The sequence below is a fragment of the Kitasatospora fiedleri genome, from assembly GCF_948472415.1.
Classification (GTDB): Bacteria; Actinomycetota; Actinomycetes; order Streptomycetales; family Streptomycetaceae; genus Kitasatospora; species Kitasatospora fiedleri.
The window spans coordinates 80,494-97,999 of the sequence record NZ_OX419520.1; the positions used below are offsets into that span (position 1 = coordinate 80,494).

Genomic DNA, 17,506 nt, shown 5'->3' on the forward strand with positions numbered 1-17,506 from the left:
GCACCGGGCCGGCCCGTGCAGGCGGACCGGCCCAGTGCATCAGACCTCCCCGACTACCGGGTCGGCTTCTCCTTCGGGGGCTTCGGCGACAGCAGCAGCCCCAGCACCAGGAGTCCGCCTCCCAGCGCCTCGGGCGAGTACGTGGGCGCGTCGGACACGACGGCCTCGTCCTCCACCATCAGGCTCGCCAACGCGGCGGCCTCGGTCGACGTCGCGCTGCGTGACGTCGGGGCCGTTTCGGTCCGGAACTGAGTAAGCATCAGATGTGCCTCCTCGTCTGGATTTCACCATCCGGTCGGGTGGCGCCCCCTCTTTCGACACTACGAGCACGAACGGACTCCTGCATCCGCAACCCCGCAGGACGGGGCGCCGCCCGCGCCGCGGGGCCCCGCGCCGTCGGCGCACGGGACCTCGCGCCCGCTCCGGTCCGCCGGGCCCCGCGCCCGCTCCGGCCCCGGAGTCCGGCACACTGGAAGGATGTTGACGATGGGTTCGGTGGTACTGGGCGTGGCGGACGTGCCGCGGGCGGTGGCGTTCTGGACGGCGGCGCTCGGGTACGTCCCGCGCGGGGAGTTCGACGAGGACTGGGCGGTGCTGCTGCCCCCGCACGAGGGCGGGGTGCAACTGGCCCTGGACCGCAGCGCCAGCCCGGTCCAGGAACACCCGCGGGTCCACCTCGACCTCTACGCGGACGACGCCGCCGGACAGGCCGCCGAGGTGGAACGACTGGTGGCGCTGGGCGCCGAGCGGGTCGACTGGGACAGCTACCCGCCGGACCCGGACTTCGTCGTGCTCGCCGACCCGGACGGCAACCGCTTCTGCGTCATCGACACCGCGCACGGCTGACCCCGCCCGCCCCGCGGTTCCCGCCGCCCCCGGGCCGCCGGGAACCGCGGGGCGGGCGGGTCCGTAGGATGGGCGGGTCGTCGCTTACGGACTCCGAACGGAGGAGGCTGAGGGTGTTCTCGGTCCAGGTCACGCGGGAGGAACGGGGCACGGTGCTGTCCCTGTGCGGGGAGCTGGACTTCGACAGCGCGGTGCAGCTGCACGAGGCCGCCGGCCGGGAACTGGCCCGGGGGCGCGGAGCGGGCCCGGTGGTGGCCGACTGCGCACGACTGGAATTCTGCGACTCCTCCGGCATCGGGGCCCTGGTGGAGCTCTTCCAGCGGCTGACGGCGCAGGAGCGGGTGCTGCGGCTGGCCGCGGTCCCGGACCCGGTGGCCCGCCTGTTCGCGATGACGGGCCTGGACCGGCTCTTCGCCCTGCACGACGGCGTCGAGCAGGCCCTCGGCGCGGACGCGCACGGACGTGACGCCGTGGCCGCCGGCGGAGGTGCGGCGGCGCCGGTCGAGGAGAGGCGGACGCCGTGAAGCGCGTGCCGGGACGCCGGGCCCCCGAACCCGTCCGCACGGCGGGCGGGCGCGCCGACGCCCCCGCCGAGGCGGAACGGGACCTGCGGGCGCTGTTCGGGCAGTCGACGGCGGTGTTCGCCTCGCTGGCCGGGCCCGCGCACATGGTGCAGGCGGCCAACGAGGCCTTCTTCGCGGCCATCGGCGGCGGGGAGCGGGCCCGCACCGGCGTGCCGATCGGACAGTTGGTACCCGAACTGGCCGAGCAGGGGTTCATCGCGCTGCTGGACCAGGTCTACCGCACCGGCGAGGCGCACACCGGGCGCGACGCGAGGGTCGTCCTCGGCCGGGGCGCGCAGGCCCGGGAGGCGTTCTTCGACTTCACCTACGAGCCCCGGCTGGACGCGGGGGGCAACACGGTGGGCGTGCGCCTGATCGGGGTGGAGACCACCCAGGCCAAGCAGGCCCAGCGGCTGACCGCGGAGCACCGGGCGCTGCTGGAGCAGATCGCCCGCCAGGCACCGCTGACGGAGGTGCTGGAGGGGATGGCCCGCGCGATCGAGAACCTCGCGCCGGAGGAGGTGCTGGTGTCGGTGCTGCTCGCCGACCCGGACGGACGGCACCTGCGCCACGGCGCGGCACCCAGCCTGCCGGACTTCTACAACCAGGCCATCGACGGGATCGCCACCGGTGAGGGCGTCGGCTCCTGCGGCACCGCCGCCCACCGCCGCAGCAGCGTGATCGTCACCGACATCGCCACCGACCCGTTCTGGGACGACTTCCGCGACCTGGCCAGCAAGGCACGCCTGGCCGCCTGCTGGTCCACCCCCGTCCTGGCCCGCAACGGTTCGCTGCTGGGCACCTTCGCGATGTACCACCGCACCCCGCGCGCCCCCCAGGAGGTCGACCTGGCCCTCGCCCAGATCTTCGCGGGCACCGCCGCCCTGGCCATCGAGCGCCACCGGGCCGAACAGGCCCGCCGCGCCGCCGAGGCCCGCGAGAAGGCCGCCCGCGACGACCTCGCCTTCCTCCTGGAGGCCGGCACCTCCCTGACCGCCGACCTGGACGCCACCCAGGCACTGCGGCGGCTGGCCGCCGCCTGCACGCCGAAGCTGGCCCCGCTGTGCGCGGTCGACGTGGTGAAGAACGGCCGGCTCCGCCGGATCGCCGCGACCGCCCCCACCCGGCACGAGCGCGACCTGCTCGCCTCCCACGTCCCGGTCCACGGCGCCGCCGACGACGCCGTCGCCCGGGTCCTGGCCGGCGCGACCAGCGAGGTCGCCCGCCGCGCCCCCACCGGCCCCGGCCCCTGGCACGACCTCGGCGTCACCGGCTACCTGTGCATCCCGCTGCTCGACCGCGGGCGCGCCTTCGGCGCCGTGACGCTGCTGTCCACCGGCACGCACGCCTTCGACGGCCACACCGTCGCCCTCGCCGAGGAACTCGCCCGCCGCGCCGCCTCCGCCGCCCGCAACGCGCTCCAGTACACCCACCGCCACGCCCTGGCCCGCGACCTCCAGGCCGGCCTGCTGCTGCCCGAGCTGCCCGAGGTGCCCGGCACCGACGTCGCGACCTACTACCACCCCGCCGGCGAAGGACTCGACGTCGGCGGCGACTTCTACGACGTCTTCCCGCTGGAGGACGGCCGCTGGGCCTTCCTGCTCGGCGACGTCTGCGGACGCGGCGCCCGCGCGGCCACCACCACCGCGCTCGTGCGCAACACCGCCCGCGCCGTCGCGCCGCTGCTCCCCGGCCCCGAGGACGTGGTCACCGCCGTCAACCGCGCCCTGACCAACCGCCCCGCCGGCCACGGCACCGGCTTCGTCACCCTCGTCTACGGCCAACTCACCCCCACCCCGGACGGGTTGGACGTCGAAATCGTCCGGGCCGGCCACCCCCCGCCCCTGCACCTCACCCCCGGCGGAACCGTCCGCACCGTCGACGCGCCCGGCCTCCTGCTCGGCGTCACTGCCCGCACCGACGTCACCGCCCGCCGCCTGCGACTGCGCCCCGGCGAGAGCCTGCTGCTCCACACCGACGGCATCACCGAAGCCCGCGCCCCGGGCGGCGACCTGTTCGGCGACCACCGCCTCACCGCCGCGGTGGCCTCCGTGGCGGGCCCGCCCACCGCCCGGCGCGTCATCGACACCGTCATCGAGGCCCTGCGCGCCCACACGGGGGGCCAGGACATCGACGACGACCAGGCGGTCCTCGTCCTCACCGCCACCGGGCCGACCGGGGAAGAGGGCGCACGCGCCTAGCGGGGCGGGGGAGGGCCCACGGGAACGCGTGGGAACCGGGAGCGGGGATGGCGAGGGGGAACGGGGGCACAAGGACCGGTGAAAGTTCCGTGTGCACGGTCCACCGCCGATGCCGAGAGCCGATCGAACAGAGGCCACGCCATGCCGCACCGCCGCTTCACCGTCCACCTTCCCCCCACGACCGCCGGGGACGCCCTGCCCGGTCTCCGGCGTTCCCCGCACGCCGCCCGTGGCGCGGGTGGGGCCGTCGGCACGGACGGGGACCGGTCGGCGACGTGCACCGGGACGCCGGTGCGCACGCCGGCGCAGGCGCGGCGGGTGGTGTCGGACGTGCTGTGCGCCGAGGGAGCCGTCTCCCCGGCCGGGCGGCGGAACGCGCTGCTGGTGGCCTCCGAACTCGTCACCAACGCCGTGCGCCACGCGGGGGGCGTGGTGGGCTTCGCCGTCGGCGTCGAGACCGCGCCGGTGGGCGCCGCCGCCGGGGGGACCGACGGCCGCCCGGGCGGCGGCACGTGCGTGCGGATCGACGTCGAGGACGCCGTCGGCAGCCGCCCGCGAACCGACCCGACCGCCCTGCGGGACCCCTACCGCCTGAGCGGGCGCGGCTGGGCACTGGTCCAGCTCCTCGCCGCGACCGGGGACGTCCTCCCCCTGCCCGGGGGCGGCAAGCGGGTGAGCGTCACCGTCCCGCTCTAGGGATCGCGCTCCCGGGCCGCCCGCGTACCCGCCCCCGTGCCGCCGCGCCCGCCGGCGGCGGTGCGGTTGCGGCGGCCGGCGGCCGGACCGAGGGTGGGGCGGGGCACGCGGAGGCCGTCCGGTGCCCCGACCGCGAGCGAGGAGGAGCGATGCGCACTGCGTCCGACGGAGACGGGCTCCGCGGCGGGGCGTCTCCGCTGCGCGGGCGGGTGGCCGTCGTCACGGGGGCCGCCCGCGGCGTCGGGGAGCACCTCGCGCGGAGCCTGTCCGCGGCCGGCATGCGGGTGGCCCTCGCCGGGCGGGAGGAGGCGACCCTCCGGGAGACCGCCGCGGCCCTTCCCGGACCGACCCTCTGCGTCGAGTGCGACGTCACCGACCGGGCGGCCCTGGCCGGGGCCGCCCGCCGGGTCGAGGCCGAGCTGGGACCGGCCAGCGTGGTGGTGGCCAACGCCGGCATCGCCGTGAGCGGGTCGTTCGGCCGCACCAGCGCCGAACTCTGGCAGCGGGTCATCGACGTCAACCTCATCGGGTCCGCCAACACCGCCCGCGCCTTCCTGCCTCAACTCACCTCCACCCGGGGCTACTTCCTCCAGATCGCCTCGACGGCGGCCTTCGGTGCGGCCCCGATGATGAGCGCCTACTGCGCGTCCAAGGCGGGAGCCGAGTCGTTCGCGCTCGCCCTGCGCGGCGAGGTCGAACCCGACGGCGTCCAGGTCGGCGTCGCCTACCTCCACTGGACCGGGACCGAGATGCTCGACGGCATCGACGACAACCCGGTCCTGGCGGCGCTGCGCCGCAACCAGCCACGGCCCGCCCGCCGCGTCCACTCCCCGCAGCAGGTCGCCCGGTGGCTCACCCGGGGCATCACCGAGCGCGCCCCGCAGATCTACGCCCCGCCATGGCTGCGCTGGTGCCAGCCGCTGCGCCCGGTCTTCCCCGCCCTGGTGGCCCGGACCGCCCGCCGCGAGCTGCGGGCCGCGGCGGACGGCGAGCTCGCCACCGCGGGCGAAGTGCTCGGCGCCGGCGGGCACGCGGACTGGAACTCCTACCGGGAGTCGCAGCCGCCCCCCTCCGGGTAGCGCCCGCGGGCCGCCGCCCGGACACCGCCGCCCGGACCCCGCAGCGCCCCCGCCCCGTCCGGGCCTCGGCCAATCGGGGCGGTACACGCCGGGCACCGTCTTGCCCGCCCCCGCAGCGGGTAGCAGAGGAGGAATCCCAGCCGGCCGCTCCCCGGGCCGGTTCCCACGGCACGCTCCCACCCGCGAAGGCGACTCATGACCCACGACAGCAACGGACACCCCTCCGAAGAGGCCGCCGCCCCCTCCCCGTCCGGGCCGGCCGAGGACGGCGCGCCCGCCGGGCTCTGCCTGGTCACCGGCGCCAGCGGGTACATCGGCGGCCGCCTCGTCCCGGAGCTGCTGTCGGCCGGGTACCGGGTGCGCTGCCTGGTCCGCACGCCGGACAAGCTGCGCGACTTCCCCTGGATCGACGAGGTGGAGGTGGTGCGCGGCGACGTCCTGGACGCGGACTCCGTGGCCCGCGCCCTGGACGGCGTGAGCGTCGCCTACTACCTGGTGCACGCCATGCGCGGGGGCGACGACTTCGAGGAGACCGACCGCCGCGCCGCCCGCACCTTCGCGGACGCGGCCCGCGCCGCCCGGCTGGACCGGCTGGTCTACCTCGGCGGGCTCACCCCCAGGGACGTGCCCGAGAGCGACCTGTCGCCGCACCTGCGCTCCCGGGCCGAGGTCGGGCGCATCCTCCTCGACTCGGGCGTGCCCACGGCGGTGCTGCGGGCGGCGACGGTCATCGGTTCCGGATCGGCGTCCTTCGAGATGCTCCGCTACCTCGTCGAGCGCCTCCCGGTCATGGTGACGCCGCGCTGGGTGCGCACCCGCATCCAGCCGATCGCGGTCGCGGACGTCCTGCGCTACCTGGTGGGCAGCGCGACACTGCCGGCCTCCGTCTCCCGCACCTTCGACATCGGCGGGCCCGAGGTGATGGACTACCGCGCGATGATGCAGCGCTACGCCCGGGTGGCGGAACTGCCGCACCGCCTCATCGTCTCCGTGCCGATGCTGTCACCGGGGCTGTCCAGCCACTGGATCGGCCTCGTGACGCCCGTCCCGCGCAGCATCGCCCGGCCGCTGGCGGAGTCGCTGCGCCACGAGGTGGTCTGCACCGAGCACGACATCGCCGACCACATCCCCGACACCGCGACGTCCCCGCTGGACTTCGACGAGGCGCTGAGCCTGGCCCTGCAACAGGTCAAGGAGGCGCAGGTCGCCACCCGCTGGTCGTCCGCGGCCCTGCCCGACGCGCCCAGCGACCCGCTGCCCACCGACCCCGACTGGGCGGGCGGCAGCCTGTACATCGACCGCCGGGCCCGGCGGACCGAGGCGCGTCCCGAGGAGCTGTGGCAGGTCATCGAGGGCATCGGCGGCGAGAACGGCTGGTACTCCTTCGGGCTCGGCTGGGCCGTCCGCGGCTGGCTGGACCGCCTGGTGGGGGGCGTGGGGCTGCGCCGGGGCCGGCGCGACGCCACCCGGCTGCGGCTCGGCGACGCCGTGGACTTCTGGCGCGTGGAGGCCGTCGACCGCGGGGAACTCCTGCGGCTGCGCGCCGAGATGCTGCTGCCGGGGCTCGCCTGGCTGGAGCTGCGCGTCGGCCGGGACCGGCAGGGGCGTACGGTCTACCTCCAGCGCGCGCTCTTCCACCCGCGCGGCCTCGCCGGCCAGGCCTACTGGTGGAGCGTGTCCCCCTTCCACGCCTTCGTCTTCGGCGGGATGGCCCGCAACATCACCCGCGCGGCCGAGCGCCTGGGCCGCCACGACGACTCGCACGGGCCGTCGGAGTCCGCCGGCCCGGGCGCGCAGACCGGTGCCGGCGCGGCCCGGGACTGACCGCGGCGCGGCCCGGGACTGACCGCGGGGCGGGGCGCGGGGCTCAGCCCCGCCCCGGGTGGCGGCCCGGAGCGGGGTGGCGGCCCGGCTGGTGGCGCGGCCCGGCCAACGGCGTGGGCGACAGGGCGGTGTCCTCCTCGCCGGCCTCCAGCAGCGTGTCCGCGGCCCCCACGATCAGCGGGTCGGGCCGCCCCACCGCGTCGCGGTCCTTGCTCTCGTAGTCGATCCGGTCCAGCAGGCTGCGGATCGCCTCCACCCGGGCCCGCCGCTTGTCGTTGCCCTTGACGACCGTCCAGGGCGCGGAGCGGGTGTCGGTGGCCCGGAACATGCCGACCTTGGCGCTCGTGTAGGCGTCCCACAGGTCCAGGGAGGCCAGGTCGGTGGGGGAGAGCTTCCACTGGCGCACCGGGTCGATCCGGCGTATCGCGAAGCGGGTGCGCTGCTCGGAACGCGAGACCGAGAACCAGAACTTCACCAGCACGATCCCGTCGGCCACCAGCATGTCCTCGAAGGCGGGGCACTGCCGCAGGAACCGCTCGTACTCCTCCGGCGAGCAGAACCCCATCACCCGCTCGACCCCGGCCCGGTTGTACCAGGAGCGGTCGAAGAAGACGATCTCACCCGCGGTCGGCAACTGGGCGACGTACCGCTGGAAGTACCACTGCCCGGCCTCCCGGTCGGTCGGCTTGTCGAGGGCGACGATCCGGGCGCCGCGCGGGTTGAGGCGCTCGGTGAAGCGCCGGATCGCGCCGCCCTTGCCCGCCGCGTCCCGGCCCTCGCAGACGACGACCAGCCGCGTCCCGGTGGCCTTCACCCAGCGCTGGAGCTTCAGCAGTTCGATCTGCAGGATGCGTTTGGTCCGCTCGTACTCGCCGCGGCCCATCTTGCGGTCGTAGGGGTGGTTCTCCTGCCAGGTCTGCAGGGGCGCGCCGGCCGCGTCCAGCAGCACCGGCTGCTCCGGCCGCTGGTGGTCCACGCTCAGACCCGCCAACAGGTCCTCGGCCCCGGTGCGCCGGGCTTCTCGCTCGTCCACGGCGGGTTCCTGCTCCCTTCGGTCGGGTGGTTCCGTCCCGGTTCCGGGACGGCCGCCCCGTCCGGTCGGACGGGGCGGCGCGGGGCTCAGACGGTTCCCAGGTAGTAGGCGCCGAGGGCCTGGTGGTAGTCGGAGCCGTCGGCGTGGGTGTCGGGATCGAACTCGGGCGAGTTCCGGATCTCCTCCATGGTCCGGTCCAGCCACACCGACCTGTCGTCGTGGTCGACCCGGTTGACGGTGCCCGCGGGGACGAGCACCGTGCGCCCGAAGATCCACGGCCCGGTGTCCACCACGAGATAGGCGTGGCCGACGTCCTCGCTGTGCTTGTCGACCTTGCCGATCCGGCCGTCCGCGGCCTCCACCCGGTACCCCGTCAGATCGTCGCCCGAGGCGTACCCCTCGGCGCTCTCGTAATCCCAGATCCCTCTGGCCACGGTGCTCTCCTCTGTTCCCGACGTGCGGTTTCACCGACTCCGATACCCGCGTTCCGAGGACGCATCCGCCCCTTTTCAGCGCAGGGGCTTGACGCCGCGTCAGCTTCCGTGGCAGTTCGTTGTCATGTCACGAGAAAGTCATTCGGGGGGCCCAGGCTGCTGGCTGACCGCCGGCCCGCCGAACGCCCGACCGTCCGCGCCGCCCGCCCGACTGACCAGGGGACCGAATGAACCTCCGCCGCACCGCCGCCGCAGCCGCACTCACCGCGGCCCTCACGGCCACCACCCAGCTCGGCGCCGCCGCCGGCGCCGCCACTCCCGCCGAACTGCCGTTCGCCTCCACCAGCTCCGTGGGCATCCACAACACCTACGACCCGGCCGCCTTCGGATTCCTGGCCCAGGCGCTGGACACCGGCACCTCGATGATCGAGCTGGACGCCTGGACCGACACCGTCACCAAGGAGTGGAAGGTCAGCCACTCCAACCCGCTGGGCAACGCCAACAACTGCGTCAACGCCTCCTCCCCGGCGCAGCTGTACACCGGCGGCACCAACAAGAACCTGGAGAGCTGCCTGGACGACGTCCGGGTCTGGCTGGCCGCGCACCCCACCGCAGGCCCGATCACGGTCAAACTGGAACTCAAGGGCGGCTTCGCGGCCAACAGCGGCATGGGCCCCAGCCAGCTCGACGCGCTGATCGCCGCCCACCTGGGCAGCGCCGCCTTCCGCCCCGCCGACCTGCTGGCCAAGCCCGGCGGGGGGAGCTACCCGACCCTGGACGACGCCGCCAGGGCCGGCAACTGGCCCGGCCGGTCGAGCCTGGCCGGCCGCGCGCTGGTCTACGTCATCCCCGGCACCGTGGAGGAGGGCAACCCCTTCGACACCCTGCACACCGACACCGAGTACGCCCGCCACCTGCGCGACCTGGCCGCGGCCGGCCGGATCGGCGACGCCCGGGTCTTCCCCGTCGTCCACGGCGCCGCCGCCGGCGACCCGCGCACCGGGTACCCGGAGACGAACATCCGCCCCTGGTTCGTGGTCTTCGACGGCGACGCCGCCGCCTACCTGAACGGCGTCGACACCTCCTGGTACGACACCCGCCACTACCTGCTCAGCATGACCGACGCGCAGAACGTCGCCCCCGCGATCAGCGCCACCGACCCGACCGCGGACCAGGCCCGCGCCCGCGTGGTCCAACTCGCCGGCGCCCACGCCACCCTGGTCTCCGCCGACTGGCGCCACCTGCCCGAGGTGCAGTCCATGGTCCTGCCGCGCGGCTGACACCCCGCCGGCGTCCCGTCCCGCGGCCCCGGCCCTCCTCTCCGTACACTGGTGACATGCGACAGCGTCCCGGAGGGCCGGGAGACGGGGCCGAGGGCCTGTTCGACCTGGACGAGCTCATCGCCGCCGCGCCGCCCGGCCAATCCCCCGACGGCGAATCCCCCGAACGGCCGTTCCGCGACGGGGAGCAGGCGCGCAGGCTGCTCGACATCACCGAGATCCACGCCGAACCCGCCGCCGCGCGGTCCTGGCGGGGCCGGCAGATCATCGCCCGCTTCCCCGGCGCCCGGATCGTCGAGACCGACTCCCACTGGCGCATCCCCGACCTGCACGGCAACGCGGGCAACGTGGAGCGCTGGGTGCGCACCAAGCGCGGGACGCTGGTCCTCGGCGAGCGCAAGTCCTTCGGCATCCGCCCCAACGGGCGGTCGGCCGACTGGATCGCCCCCGGCCTCTCCAACGGCTGCGCCATGGCCTGCGCCTACTGCTACGTCCCGCGCCGCAAGGGCTTCGCCAACCCGATCACCGTCTTCACCAACACCGAGCGCGTCCTGGCCGCCCTGCAACGGCACGTCGCGGCCACCAGCCCCAAGCGCGAGCCCAACCAGTGCGACGAGCACGCCTGGGTCTACGACATCGGGGAGAACGGCGACTGCTCGGTCGACGACCTGATCGGCGACGGCACCGCCGACCTGGTCCGGGCCTTCCGCCGCCTGCCCACCGCCAAGGCGTCCTTCGCCACCAAGTTCGTCAACCCCGACCTGCTGCGGCTCGACCCGCAGGGCCGCACCCGCATCCGCTTCTCCGTCATGCCGCCCGACGACTCCCGACACCTCGACATCCGCACCAGCCCGGTCCCCGAACGCCTCGCGGCCGCCGCCGACTTCCTCGACGCCGGCTACGAAGTGCACTTCAACCTCTCCCCGGTAGTCATCCGCCCGGGCTGGGAACGGGACTGGGGCGAACTGCTGCGGGCCATGGACGACACGCTCCCGCAGCGGGTCAAGGACCAGGCCGCCGCGGAGATCATCATGCTCACCCACAACCAGGACCTGCACGAGGTCAACCTCGGCTGGCACCCCCGCGCGGAGGACGTCCTGTGGCGCCCGGACCTCCAGCAGCCGAAGCGCTCCGAGAACGGCAGCTGGAACGTGCGCTACCGCACCGGCGTCAAGGCCGCCGCCCTCGAAACGCTGCGCGAGCTGATCGGCGCCCGCGCCCCCTGGCTGCGGGTCCGCTACGCCTTCTGAGCGCCGCGCACGGCCCTGGCGCTCAGAACCAGTCGGGGCGGGTGTCGGCCGCGGTCCGGTCCAAGCCGGTCAGCAGGTCGAACTGCGGCCCGGTGCGGGGGAGTTCGACGCGGAAGAAGTAGCGGGCGGCCTGCCGCTTGCCCTGGTGGAAGGCGTCCCCGCCGTCGGGGAGGGCGAGGAACTGCTCCAGCCAGATCCAGGCGAGCACCACGTGTCCGACCGCCTCCAGGTAGAGGGAGGCGTTGGCCAGCGCGGTGTCCGGGTCGCCGCCCGCCCACAGGGCGGCGGTGGTGTGCTCGACCCGGGTGGCGGCGGCGGCCAGCCCGGCGGCCAGGACGGCGGCTTCGCCGCCGGTGTCTGCGGCGCGGCGGACGGTGGCACCGATGGTCTCCAGCAGCAGCCGCAGGCCCGCTCCGCCGCCCATGACGACCTTGCGGCCGAGCAGGTCGAGGGCCTGGATGCCGTGGGTGCCCTCGTGGATGGGGTTGAGCCGGTTGTCGCGGTAGAACTGCTCGACGTCGTACTCGCGGGTGTACCCGTAGCCGCCGTGGACCTGGATGGCGAGGTCGTTGGCGGCCAGGCACCACTGCGAGGGCCAGCTCTTGGCGATCGGGGTCAGCACGTCGAGCAGCAGCCGGGCCCGGTCCCGTTCGGCCTGCTGCCCGGCGGTGCGCTCCTCGTCCAGCAGGCGGCTGCAGTACAGGCTCAGCGCGAGGCCGCCCTCGACGTAGCTCTTCTGGGCCAGCAGCATCCGCCTGACGTCGGCGTGCTCGATGATCGGCACCTGCGGGGCGGCGGGGTCCTTGGCGCCGGGCGGACGCCCCTGGGTGCGGGTGCGGGCGTAGTCGAGGGCGTGCAGGTAGCCGGTGTAGCCGAGCGCGGCGGCGCCCAGGCCGACGCCGATCCGGGCCTCGTTCATCATGTGGAACATGTACGCCAGCCCGTGGTGCGGCTCGCCGACCAGGAAGCCGACCGCGCCCGGCGCACCCGCCGGGGCGTACCGTCCCTCGCCGAAGTTGAGGAGCGTGTTGGCCGTGCCTCGGTAGCCCATCTTGTGGTTGAGACCCGCCAGGACCACGTCGTTGCGCTCGCCCGGCGAACCGTCCGGCGCCACCAGGTACTTGGGGACGACGAAGAGCGAGATGCCCTTCACCCCCGCCGGGCCGCCGGGGATCTTGGCGAGCACCAGGTGGACGATGTTCTCGCTCAGGTCGTGGTCGCCGCCGGAGATCCACATCTTGGCGCCGGTGATCCGGTACGTGCCGTCGGGCTGCGGCACCGCCCGGGTGGTGATGTCGGTCAGCGAGGAGCCCGCCTGCGGTTCGGAGAGGCACATGGTGCCGAAGAAGCGGCCCTCGACCATGGGCCGCACGTAGGTGTCGACCTGCTCCGCGCTGCCGTGGGCCAGCAGCAGGTTGGCGTTGGCCACCGTCAGGAACGGGTAGGCCGCGGTGCCGACGTTGGCCGCCTGGAACCAGGCCGTGCAGGCGTGGGCGACCACCTGCGGCAGCTGCTGCCCGCCCACCGCGTGGTCCATCGCCGCACCGACCAGACCGGACTCGGCGAAGACCCGCAGCGCCCGCCCGACCTCCGGGATGATGTGCACCCGCTCGCCGTCGAAGGTCGGTTCCTGGGCGTCGTTCTTCTTGTTGTGCGGGGCGAAGTGCTCGGCCGCGATCCGCGCGCTGAGGTCGAGCACCGCGTCGATCGTGTCCCGGTCGTGCTCGGCGTAGCGCTCGCGCGCGGTCAGGGCGGTGACGTCCAGCCAGTCGTGCAGCAGGAAGTCCAGGTCGCGGCGGGAGAGCAGGAGGGAGGCCATGGCGGGTGCGTCCAATCGGGCAGCCGGTCTGCGGGCAGGCCCCATTCTCCGCCGTGCCCGCGCGCGGGCACGGGCGGGGCCGACCGGTCACCGCCCACGACGGCCCGGCCGACCCGGCCGTCCCGGAGCCCCCGTCCCCGCGCGGGGCGGGGACGGGGGCTCCGGGCCCCGCACGGCTTGCGCCCGCCGTGCGGGGCCCGGGGTGCGGTCAGGCGGCGAGGAGGTCGGTGAGGTCGTCGGCGTGCTCTTCCTCCTCCTCGAGGATGGATTCGATCAGCCGGCGGGTGGTGGGGTCGTGCTCGCCGAGCCAGCGGGCGATCTCCTGGTAGGTGGAGATGACGATGCGCTCGGCGAGCAGGTTGTCCTCCAGCATCTTCTTGAGGTCCGTCTCGCCGGGAGTGGTGTAGTCGGTGTGGGCGCGCTGGACGAGGGTGGCGGGGTCGAAGTCGGGCTCGCCGCCGAGCTGGGAGATCCGTTCGGCGGCGCGCAGCGCGTGCTGCATCTCCTCGGCGGCGTGTTCGGTGAACTCGGCCGCGACCTGCGCGCGATCGATGCCGGTGGCCGAGATCGCGTGCCGGGTGTAGCGCAGCCAGCACACCACCTCGGTGGCGACCACGTCGTTCAGGACGGCGATCACCTTCTCGGCGTCCAGACCGTAGGTGGCCGTCAGGGCGCCGTCGGACATCTTCTGCCGGGCTTCGTCCCGGATGCGGGTCACGTCGATGACGAAATCGTCGCCAGCCATGCGGTACTCCCAGGTGGTGGGGGGTGAGAACGGTTCTCCCAGCGATTCCCGCAGCCGGTGGCGGCGACACGGACGGGCCCGCGACACCACCGGTCTGCACCAGCGCGAGCACGCGGACGCCCGGTCCGGGCGGGGTGCGTCAGCGGGTGAGGGAGTCCAGGTCGCGCAGGAAGTCGCCGAAGCCGCCGGGGCGCGGGGGTCGCGCCGGGCGGAGGTGGTGACGGGGGTGTCGGGGGTCCGTTTGACGCGGTGGCCGGCGGCCTCCAGGGCCGCGACCAGGGCGCGGTCCTCGCCGACGGCCAGCGGGGGGAAACCGCCGACCGCGCGGTAGGCGTCGGCCCGGACGGCGAGGTTGGCCCCGTGGACGTGGCGGTGGCCTCCGGCGCCCGCCGGGTGCCGGTAGTGCCGCCGGAAGGCCCCGGCGGTGGCCTGCCGGTGGCCGGTCCAGTCCGTGACGCGGACGGTGCCGACGACCGCGTGCCATCCGAGAGCCGCGTGGTCGAGCTGGCGGGCGAGCCATTCGGGCGGGACCCGGGAGTCCGCGTCGGTGTGGGCCAGCCACACTCCGGCCGGGGCGAGGGCGGGCCCGGTGGCGAGGGCGGGCCCGGTGGTGAGGGCGGGCCCGGTGGTGAGGGCGAGGTCCACGGCCCGTTCGCTGCCCGCCGCGCGGGCCGCCCCGACGTTGCCGGCCGTCAGCTCCAGCACCTGCGCGCCGTGCCGGCGGGCGACGTCCGCGGTGGCGTCCGTGCAGGCGTCCGCCACCACGACCACTCGGTGCGGCAGCGCCCGTACCCGGGGGTGGCGCAGCGCCCGGTGGAGTGCGGCCAGGCAGCTGCCGAGCAGTTCTTCCTCGTCGCGGGCGGGGACGACGACGGCCACCGCGCGGATCACGTCAGGCCCTCGGCGGCGGCGACGGACAGGTCGGCGGCCGGGGTGCCGGGCCGGTCCGGGCGGACGAAGACGTCCAGCAGGAAGTCCGGTTCGGCGTGTGCGGCGATCCGCACCAGGGCCGGGTGGGCGCGGGCCTGGCCGTGGACGGCCTCGGCGCTGCGGGCGTGGTCCGGGACGGGGCGGCGCCAGTGGACCAGCAGGAGCGTGCCGCCCGGCTCCAACGCGTGCACGGCCCGCTCCAGGACGTCCGCGGCGTCGTCGGCGGTGAAGTAGTACAGCAGCTCGGACAGGACGACGAGGTCGAAGGCACCGTCGGGCCAGTCGTCCGGCAGTTGGCGGTGCTCCACCCGCACGTGCGGCGCCCGCGCGAGGCGGGCCCGGGCCACGGCGCGCTCCTCCCGGTCGCACGCGAGCAGGGCGTCGCAGCGTTCGGCCAGCAGCGCGGACAGGACGCCGACCGAGCAGCCCGGCTCGAACGCGCTGCGGTAGCGCGGCTCGGGGAGCGCCGCGAGGGTGAGGGCGTACTTCCGCCGCTCGTACCAGCGCTCGGCCAGCCGCCAGGGGTCGTCCCGGTCGGCGTACATGCCCGCGAAGTAGGCGGCCGGGGTGGCGGCGCCGGTCGGGCGCCCTCCGGCGGGGCGCGGGGGTGTGGTCATCGCCAGAGCACCTCGAAGTCGCGCCGGAAGTGGGCGAGTTCGTCCGGAGGCAGGATCGCCGCGTCGCCCGGTCCGTTGCCGAGCGGCTCGATCTGGCTGCGGAAGCACCGCAGTGCCGCGTGCTTGCGGGCCCGGGCGGCCGGGGGCAGTGCGATGCGCGCCGCCCGGCTCCAGGGCAGCCGCGGATCGCCCGGCACCGCCCAGTGCCACGCCCACACCGGGTACTCCCACACCGGCACCCCCCGCGCGGCCCCGGCCGCCAGCGCCGCGCGCCCGGCGGCTTCGTGGTCCGGGTGCAGGTCCGCGCTGAACGGCGCCACGCACAGGTCGCAGTCCGCGAGCAGCCCGGTCAGCTCGGCGGCCAGCGCCGGCTCGTGGCGGGCCACGCCGCTGTCGGGCAGCCCCAGCCGCACCGCCGGCACGTCCGCCCCCAACTCGCGTGTCGCCCGGCGCAGTTCCCGGGCACGCAGGGCTGCCAGGTCGCGGGCCGCGGCGGCGGTGCTGTGCGGATGGGACGCCTCGCCGTCGGTGACGGACACCAGGCGCACCCGGACACCGGCCGCGGCGAGGACGGCGATCGTGCCGCCGAAGCCGAGGACCTCGTCGTCGGGGTGCGCCGCCACGACCAGGACGACGGGCGGGCCGTCCGGGCGGGCGGGCAGGCAGGCGAGCGGGTCGACGGCGGGGAGGCGGTGCAGCGGCGCCCACGCCCGCCAGTCCTGCTCCGGCGTCCCGGGCGCCTGGATCGGGTCGGCCGCGGCCCGCCGTCCGGGGCCGGGAGCCGCCGTCGGAACCGGACGGCCCGTCATCCGTCCTCCCATTCCGGACGGGCGTCGCGGGCCGCCGCGCCGAGGCCGGCCAGATCGCGCTCCGCATGGTGCTGGCGCAGGTAGACGGTCAGGTCGGCGACGGCCCGCGCGTGCACGGCGTCGTGGCCCAGCGGGGCGGCGCCCAGCGACCGGCCGACCCTGGCCAGCACGTCCCCGGCGGCGTGCTCGACGGCGGCCCGCACCCGCATCGTGCGGCGGCGCGCGGTGCCGGCCGCGTCGAGGGGGTCGGCGTCGACGGCGGCGGCCGCGCCCTCCAGCAGGGCGTCGACGGTGGCGAGGTGCGCGTCGACGGCACCGAGATGGGCCAGCGCGTGCGGGCCCAGGTCCCACGTGCGCGCGGCCTCCAGCAGCGTGCGGGCGACCGCGCGGGCCCCGCCGTGCCAGCAGGCGGCGACGCCGATCCCGCCGTGGTGGAAACCGGGGCGCTCCAGGTACGCGCCCGGCTCACCGAGGGGGACGGCCCGGACGTCCTCCAGGACCACGTCCAGGGTGTCGCTGCCCGCCATGCCCGGCCCGGGCCAGCTGTCCGGCAGCGGGACGAGGCCCGGCTGCGCCACCTCGACGGCGAACAGCCGCCGCCGCTCCCCGTCGCGGGCGGTCACCAGCGCGTGGGTGCACACCCGGGCGCCCGAGCAGGACGGCTTCACCCCGGACAGCCGCCAGCCGTCCGAACCGCGGCGCGCCTCCAGGCGGTACCCCGGCGGCTCGGCCGCCCACACCCCCCAGCGCGGCCCCGCTCCGCCGTCCAGCGCGAAGTCCGAACTCCGGGCCCCGAGTTCGGCGAGGATCGCGACGGCATCCGCATGGCCCTCGCCGAGCCGGGCCAGGGACAGGTCCCGCTGCGCCCACCGGGTCAGCGCCGCCCAACGCTCCGCGGTCCGCCCGGAACCCGGCAGCGGAAGGTCCAGCTCCCCGTCGGCCGCCATCCGGGTGAACGCCTCGGCGATCGTCCGGCGGTGGCCCGCCGTGGCGCAGACCTCCCCGGCGGACCCGTCCGGGGCGCGGCCGTGCACGGTGGTGCTCACGGACTGCCGGCCCGGTCGGACGGGTGGGGGCCCTGCTGCCGAGGCACCCGGACGGGCCAGGGCGGCAGGGTGGAAGGCCGGAAGGACGGACCAGCGAACACGTTGAGCTCCTCACCATCGCACCGGACGATTCGACAGCCGCCCGGCATCGCCCCCGACTCTGCCCCCCACCCCGGACGCCCGCACCCCGACCGCGCCCCAGGCCCGCCCCCGCCGGAGGACTCCCGGCGTCCGGCCGCCCGCGTCGACCACCTGCGTCGACCGCCCGCGGACCAGCCCCGGCGGACCCTGCGGCCGCGGGGAGGGGGCGCCCACCCACGGGTGAAGGCCATCC

Annotated in this window: 16 protein-coding genes and 1 pseudogene; 8 read left to right on the forward strand and 9 right to left on the reverse strand. The window is 75.6% G+C overall.

What is annotated here, in order from left to right; all coding sequences use genetic code 11:
• Positions 1 to 53 precede the first annotated feature (53 nt).
• The gene (locus tag QMQ26_RS36595; RefSeq protein WP_100834351.1) at positions 54 to 260 is read right to left on the reverse strand and encodes a hypothetical protein; all 207 of its coding nucleotides are present in this window, start codon (positions 258 to 260) and stop codon (positions 54 to 56) included.
• Between the two features lie 217 nt (positions 261 to 477).
• Between QMQ26_RS36595 and QMQ26_RS36600 the strand changes: the two genes are divergently transcribed.
• From QMQ26_RS36600 to QMQ26_RS36625, 6 genes are all read left to right on the forward strand, one after another.
• Positions 478 to 846, forward strand: a complete 369-nt coding sequence (locus QMQ26_RS36600) for a VOC family protein (protein WP_100834350.1) — start codon at positions 478 to 480, stop codon at positions 844 to 846.
• Positions 847 to 959: 113 nt separating this feature from the next.
• On the forward strand, positions 960 to 1,370 hold the full coding sequence (locus QMQ26_RS36605) for an STAS domain-containing protein (protein WP_282206746.1): 411 nt from the start codon (positions 960 to 962) through the stop codon (positions 1,368 to 1,370).
• Complete coding sequence (locus QMQ26_RS36610; RefSeq protein WP_282206747.1) at positions 1,367 to 3,610, forward strand: GAF domain-containing SpoIIE family protein phosphatase; 2,244 nt, start codon at positions 1,367 to 1,369, stop codon at positions 3,608 to 3,610. Before QMQ26_RS36605 ends, QMQ26_RS36610 begins: the two co-directional genes overlap by 4 nt.
• A 291-nt stretch (positions 3,611 to 3,901) precedes the next feature.
• The gene (locus QMQ26_RS36615; protein ID WP_282206748.1) at positions 3,902 to 4,306 is read left to right on the forward strand and encodes an ATP-binding protein; all 405 of its coding nucleotides are present in this window, start codon (positions 3,902 to 3,904) and stop codon (positions 4,304 to 4,306) included.
• A 149-nt stretch (positions 4,307 to 4,455) separates the two neighbouring features.
• The gene (locus QMQ26_RS36620; RefSeq protein WP_100834347.1) at positions 4,456 to 5,385 is read left to right on the forward strand and encodes an SDR family oxidoreductase; all 930 of its coding nucleotides are present in this window, start codon (positions 4,456 to 4,458) and stop codon (positions 5,383 to 5,385) included.
• A gap of 195 nt (positions 5,386 to 5,580) precedes the next feature.
• Positions 5,581 to 7,209 carry an SDR family oxidoreductase gene (locus tag QMQ26_RS36625; protein ID WP_282206749.1) on the forward strand — a complete coding sequence of 543 codons (1,629 nt, stop codon included), beginning with the start codon at positions 5,581 to 5,583 and terminating at the stop codon, positions 7,207 to 7,209.
• A 43-nt stretch (positions 7,210 to 7,252) separates the two neighbouring features.
• Here the strand turns inward: QMQ26_RS36625 and ppk2 are convergent, their stop codons facing one another.
• Positions 7,253 to 8,242 carry a polyphosphate kinase 2 gene (ppk2, locus tag QMQ26_RS36630; protein WP_282206750.1) on the reverse strand — a complete coding sequence of 330 codons (990 nt, stop codon included), beginning with the start codon at positions 8,240 to 8,242 and terminating at the stop codon, positions 7,253 to 7,255.
• A gap of 86 nt (positions 8,243 to 8,328) precedes the next feature.
• Complete coding sequence (locus QMQ26_RS36635; RefSeq protein WP_100834344.1) at positions 8,329 to 8,676, reverse strand: PRC-barrel domain-containing protein; 348 nt, start codon at positions 8,674 to 8,676, stop codon at positions 8,329 to 8,331.
• A gap of 227 nt (positions 8,677 to 8,903) precedes the next feature.
• Between QMQ26_RS36635 and QMQ26_RS36640 the strand changes: the two genes are divergently transcribed.
• Both QMQ26_RS36640 and QMQ26_RS36645 read left to right on the forward strand, forming a co-directional pair.
• Positions 8,904 to 9,956 (forward strand): phosphatidylinositol-specific phospholipase C domain-containing protein, encoded by a 1,053-nt coding sequence (locus QMQ26_RS36640; protein ID WP_282206751.1) that lies wholly within the window; start codon positions 8,904 to 8,906, stop codon positions 9,954 to 9,956.
• A 56-nt stretch (positions 9,957 to 10,012) separates the two neighbouring features.
• Positions 10,013 to 11,206 (forward strand): spore photoproduct lyase family protein, encoded by a 1,194-nt coding sequence (locus QMQ26_RS36645; protein WP_282206752.1) that lies wholly within the window; start codon positions 10,013 to 10,015, stop codon positions 11,204 to 11,206.
• A 22-nt stretch (positions 11,207 to 11,228) separates the two neighbouring features.
• Here QMQ26_RS36645 and QMQ26_RS36650 read toward each other — a convergent pair whose 3' ends face one another.
• From QMQ26_RS36650 to QMQ26_RS36675, 6 genes and pseudogenes are all read right to left on the reverse strand, one after another.
• A complete protein-coding gene (locus QMQ26_RS36650; protein ID WP_282206753.1) occupies positions 11,229 to 13,025 on the reverse strand; it encodes an acyl-CoA dehydrogenase in 1,797 nt (598 codons plus the stop codon).
• A 208-nt stretch (positions 13,026 to 13,233) separates the two neighbouring features.
• The gene (locus tag QMQ26_RS36655; protein ID WP_111554528.1) at positions 13,234 to 13,770 is read right to left on the reverse strand and encodes a ferritin-like domain-containing protein; all 537 of its coding nucleotides are present in this window, start codon (positions 13,768 to 13,770) and stop codon (positions 13,234 to 13,236) included.
• 213 nt (positions 13,771 to 13,983) lie between these two features.
• Positions 13,984 to 14,661, reverse strand: a pseudogene (locus QMQ26_RS36660) (glycosyltransferase); the annotation flags it as partial.
• On the reverse strand, positions 14,658 to 15,317 hold the full coding sequence (locus QMQ26_RS36665; RefSeq protein WP_282206754.1) for a methyltransferase domain-containing protein: 660 nt from the start codon (positions 15,315 to 15,317) through the stop codon (positions 14,658 to 14,660). The gene QMQ26_RS36665 and the pseudogene QMQ26_RS36660, both read right to left, overlap by 4 nt.
• Positions 15,314 to 16,126, reverse strand: coding sequence for a PIG-L deacetylase family protein (locus QMQ26_RS36670; RefSeq protein WP_282206755.1), 813 nt, complete (start codon positions 16,124 to 16,126; stop codon positions 15,314 to 15,316). Before QMQ26_RS36670 ends, QMQ26_RS36665 begins: the two co-directional genes overlap by 4 nt.
• Positions 16,123 to 17,073 carry an acyl-CoA dehydrogenase gene (locus tag QMQ26_RS36675; protein WP_404814263.1) on the reverse strand — a complete coding sequence of 317 codons (951 nt, stop codon included), beginning with the start codon at positions 17,071 to 17,073 and terminating at the stop codon, positions 16,123 to 16,125. Before QMQ26_RS36675 ends, QMQ26_RS36670 begins: the two co-directional genes overlap by 4 nt.
• Positions 17,074 to 17,506 lie beyond the last annotated feature (433 nt).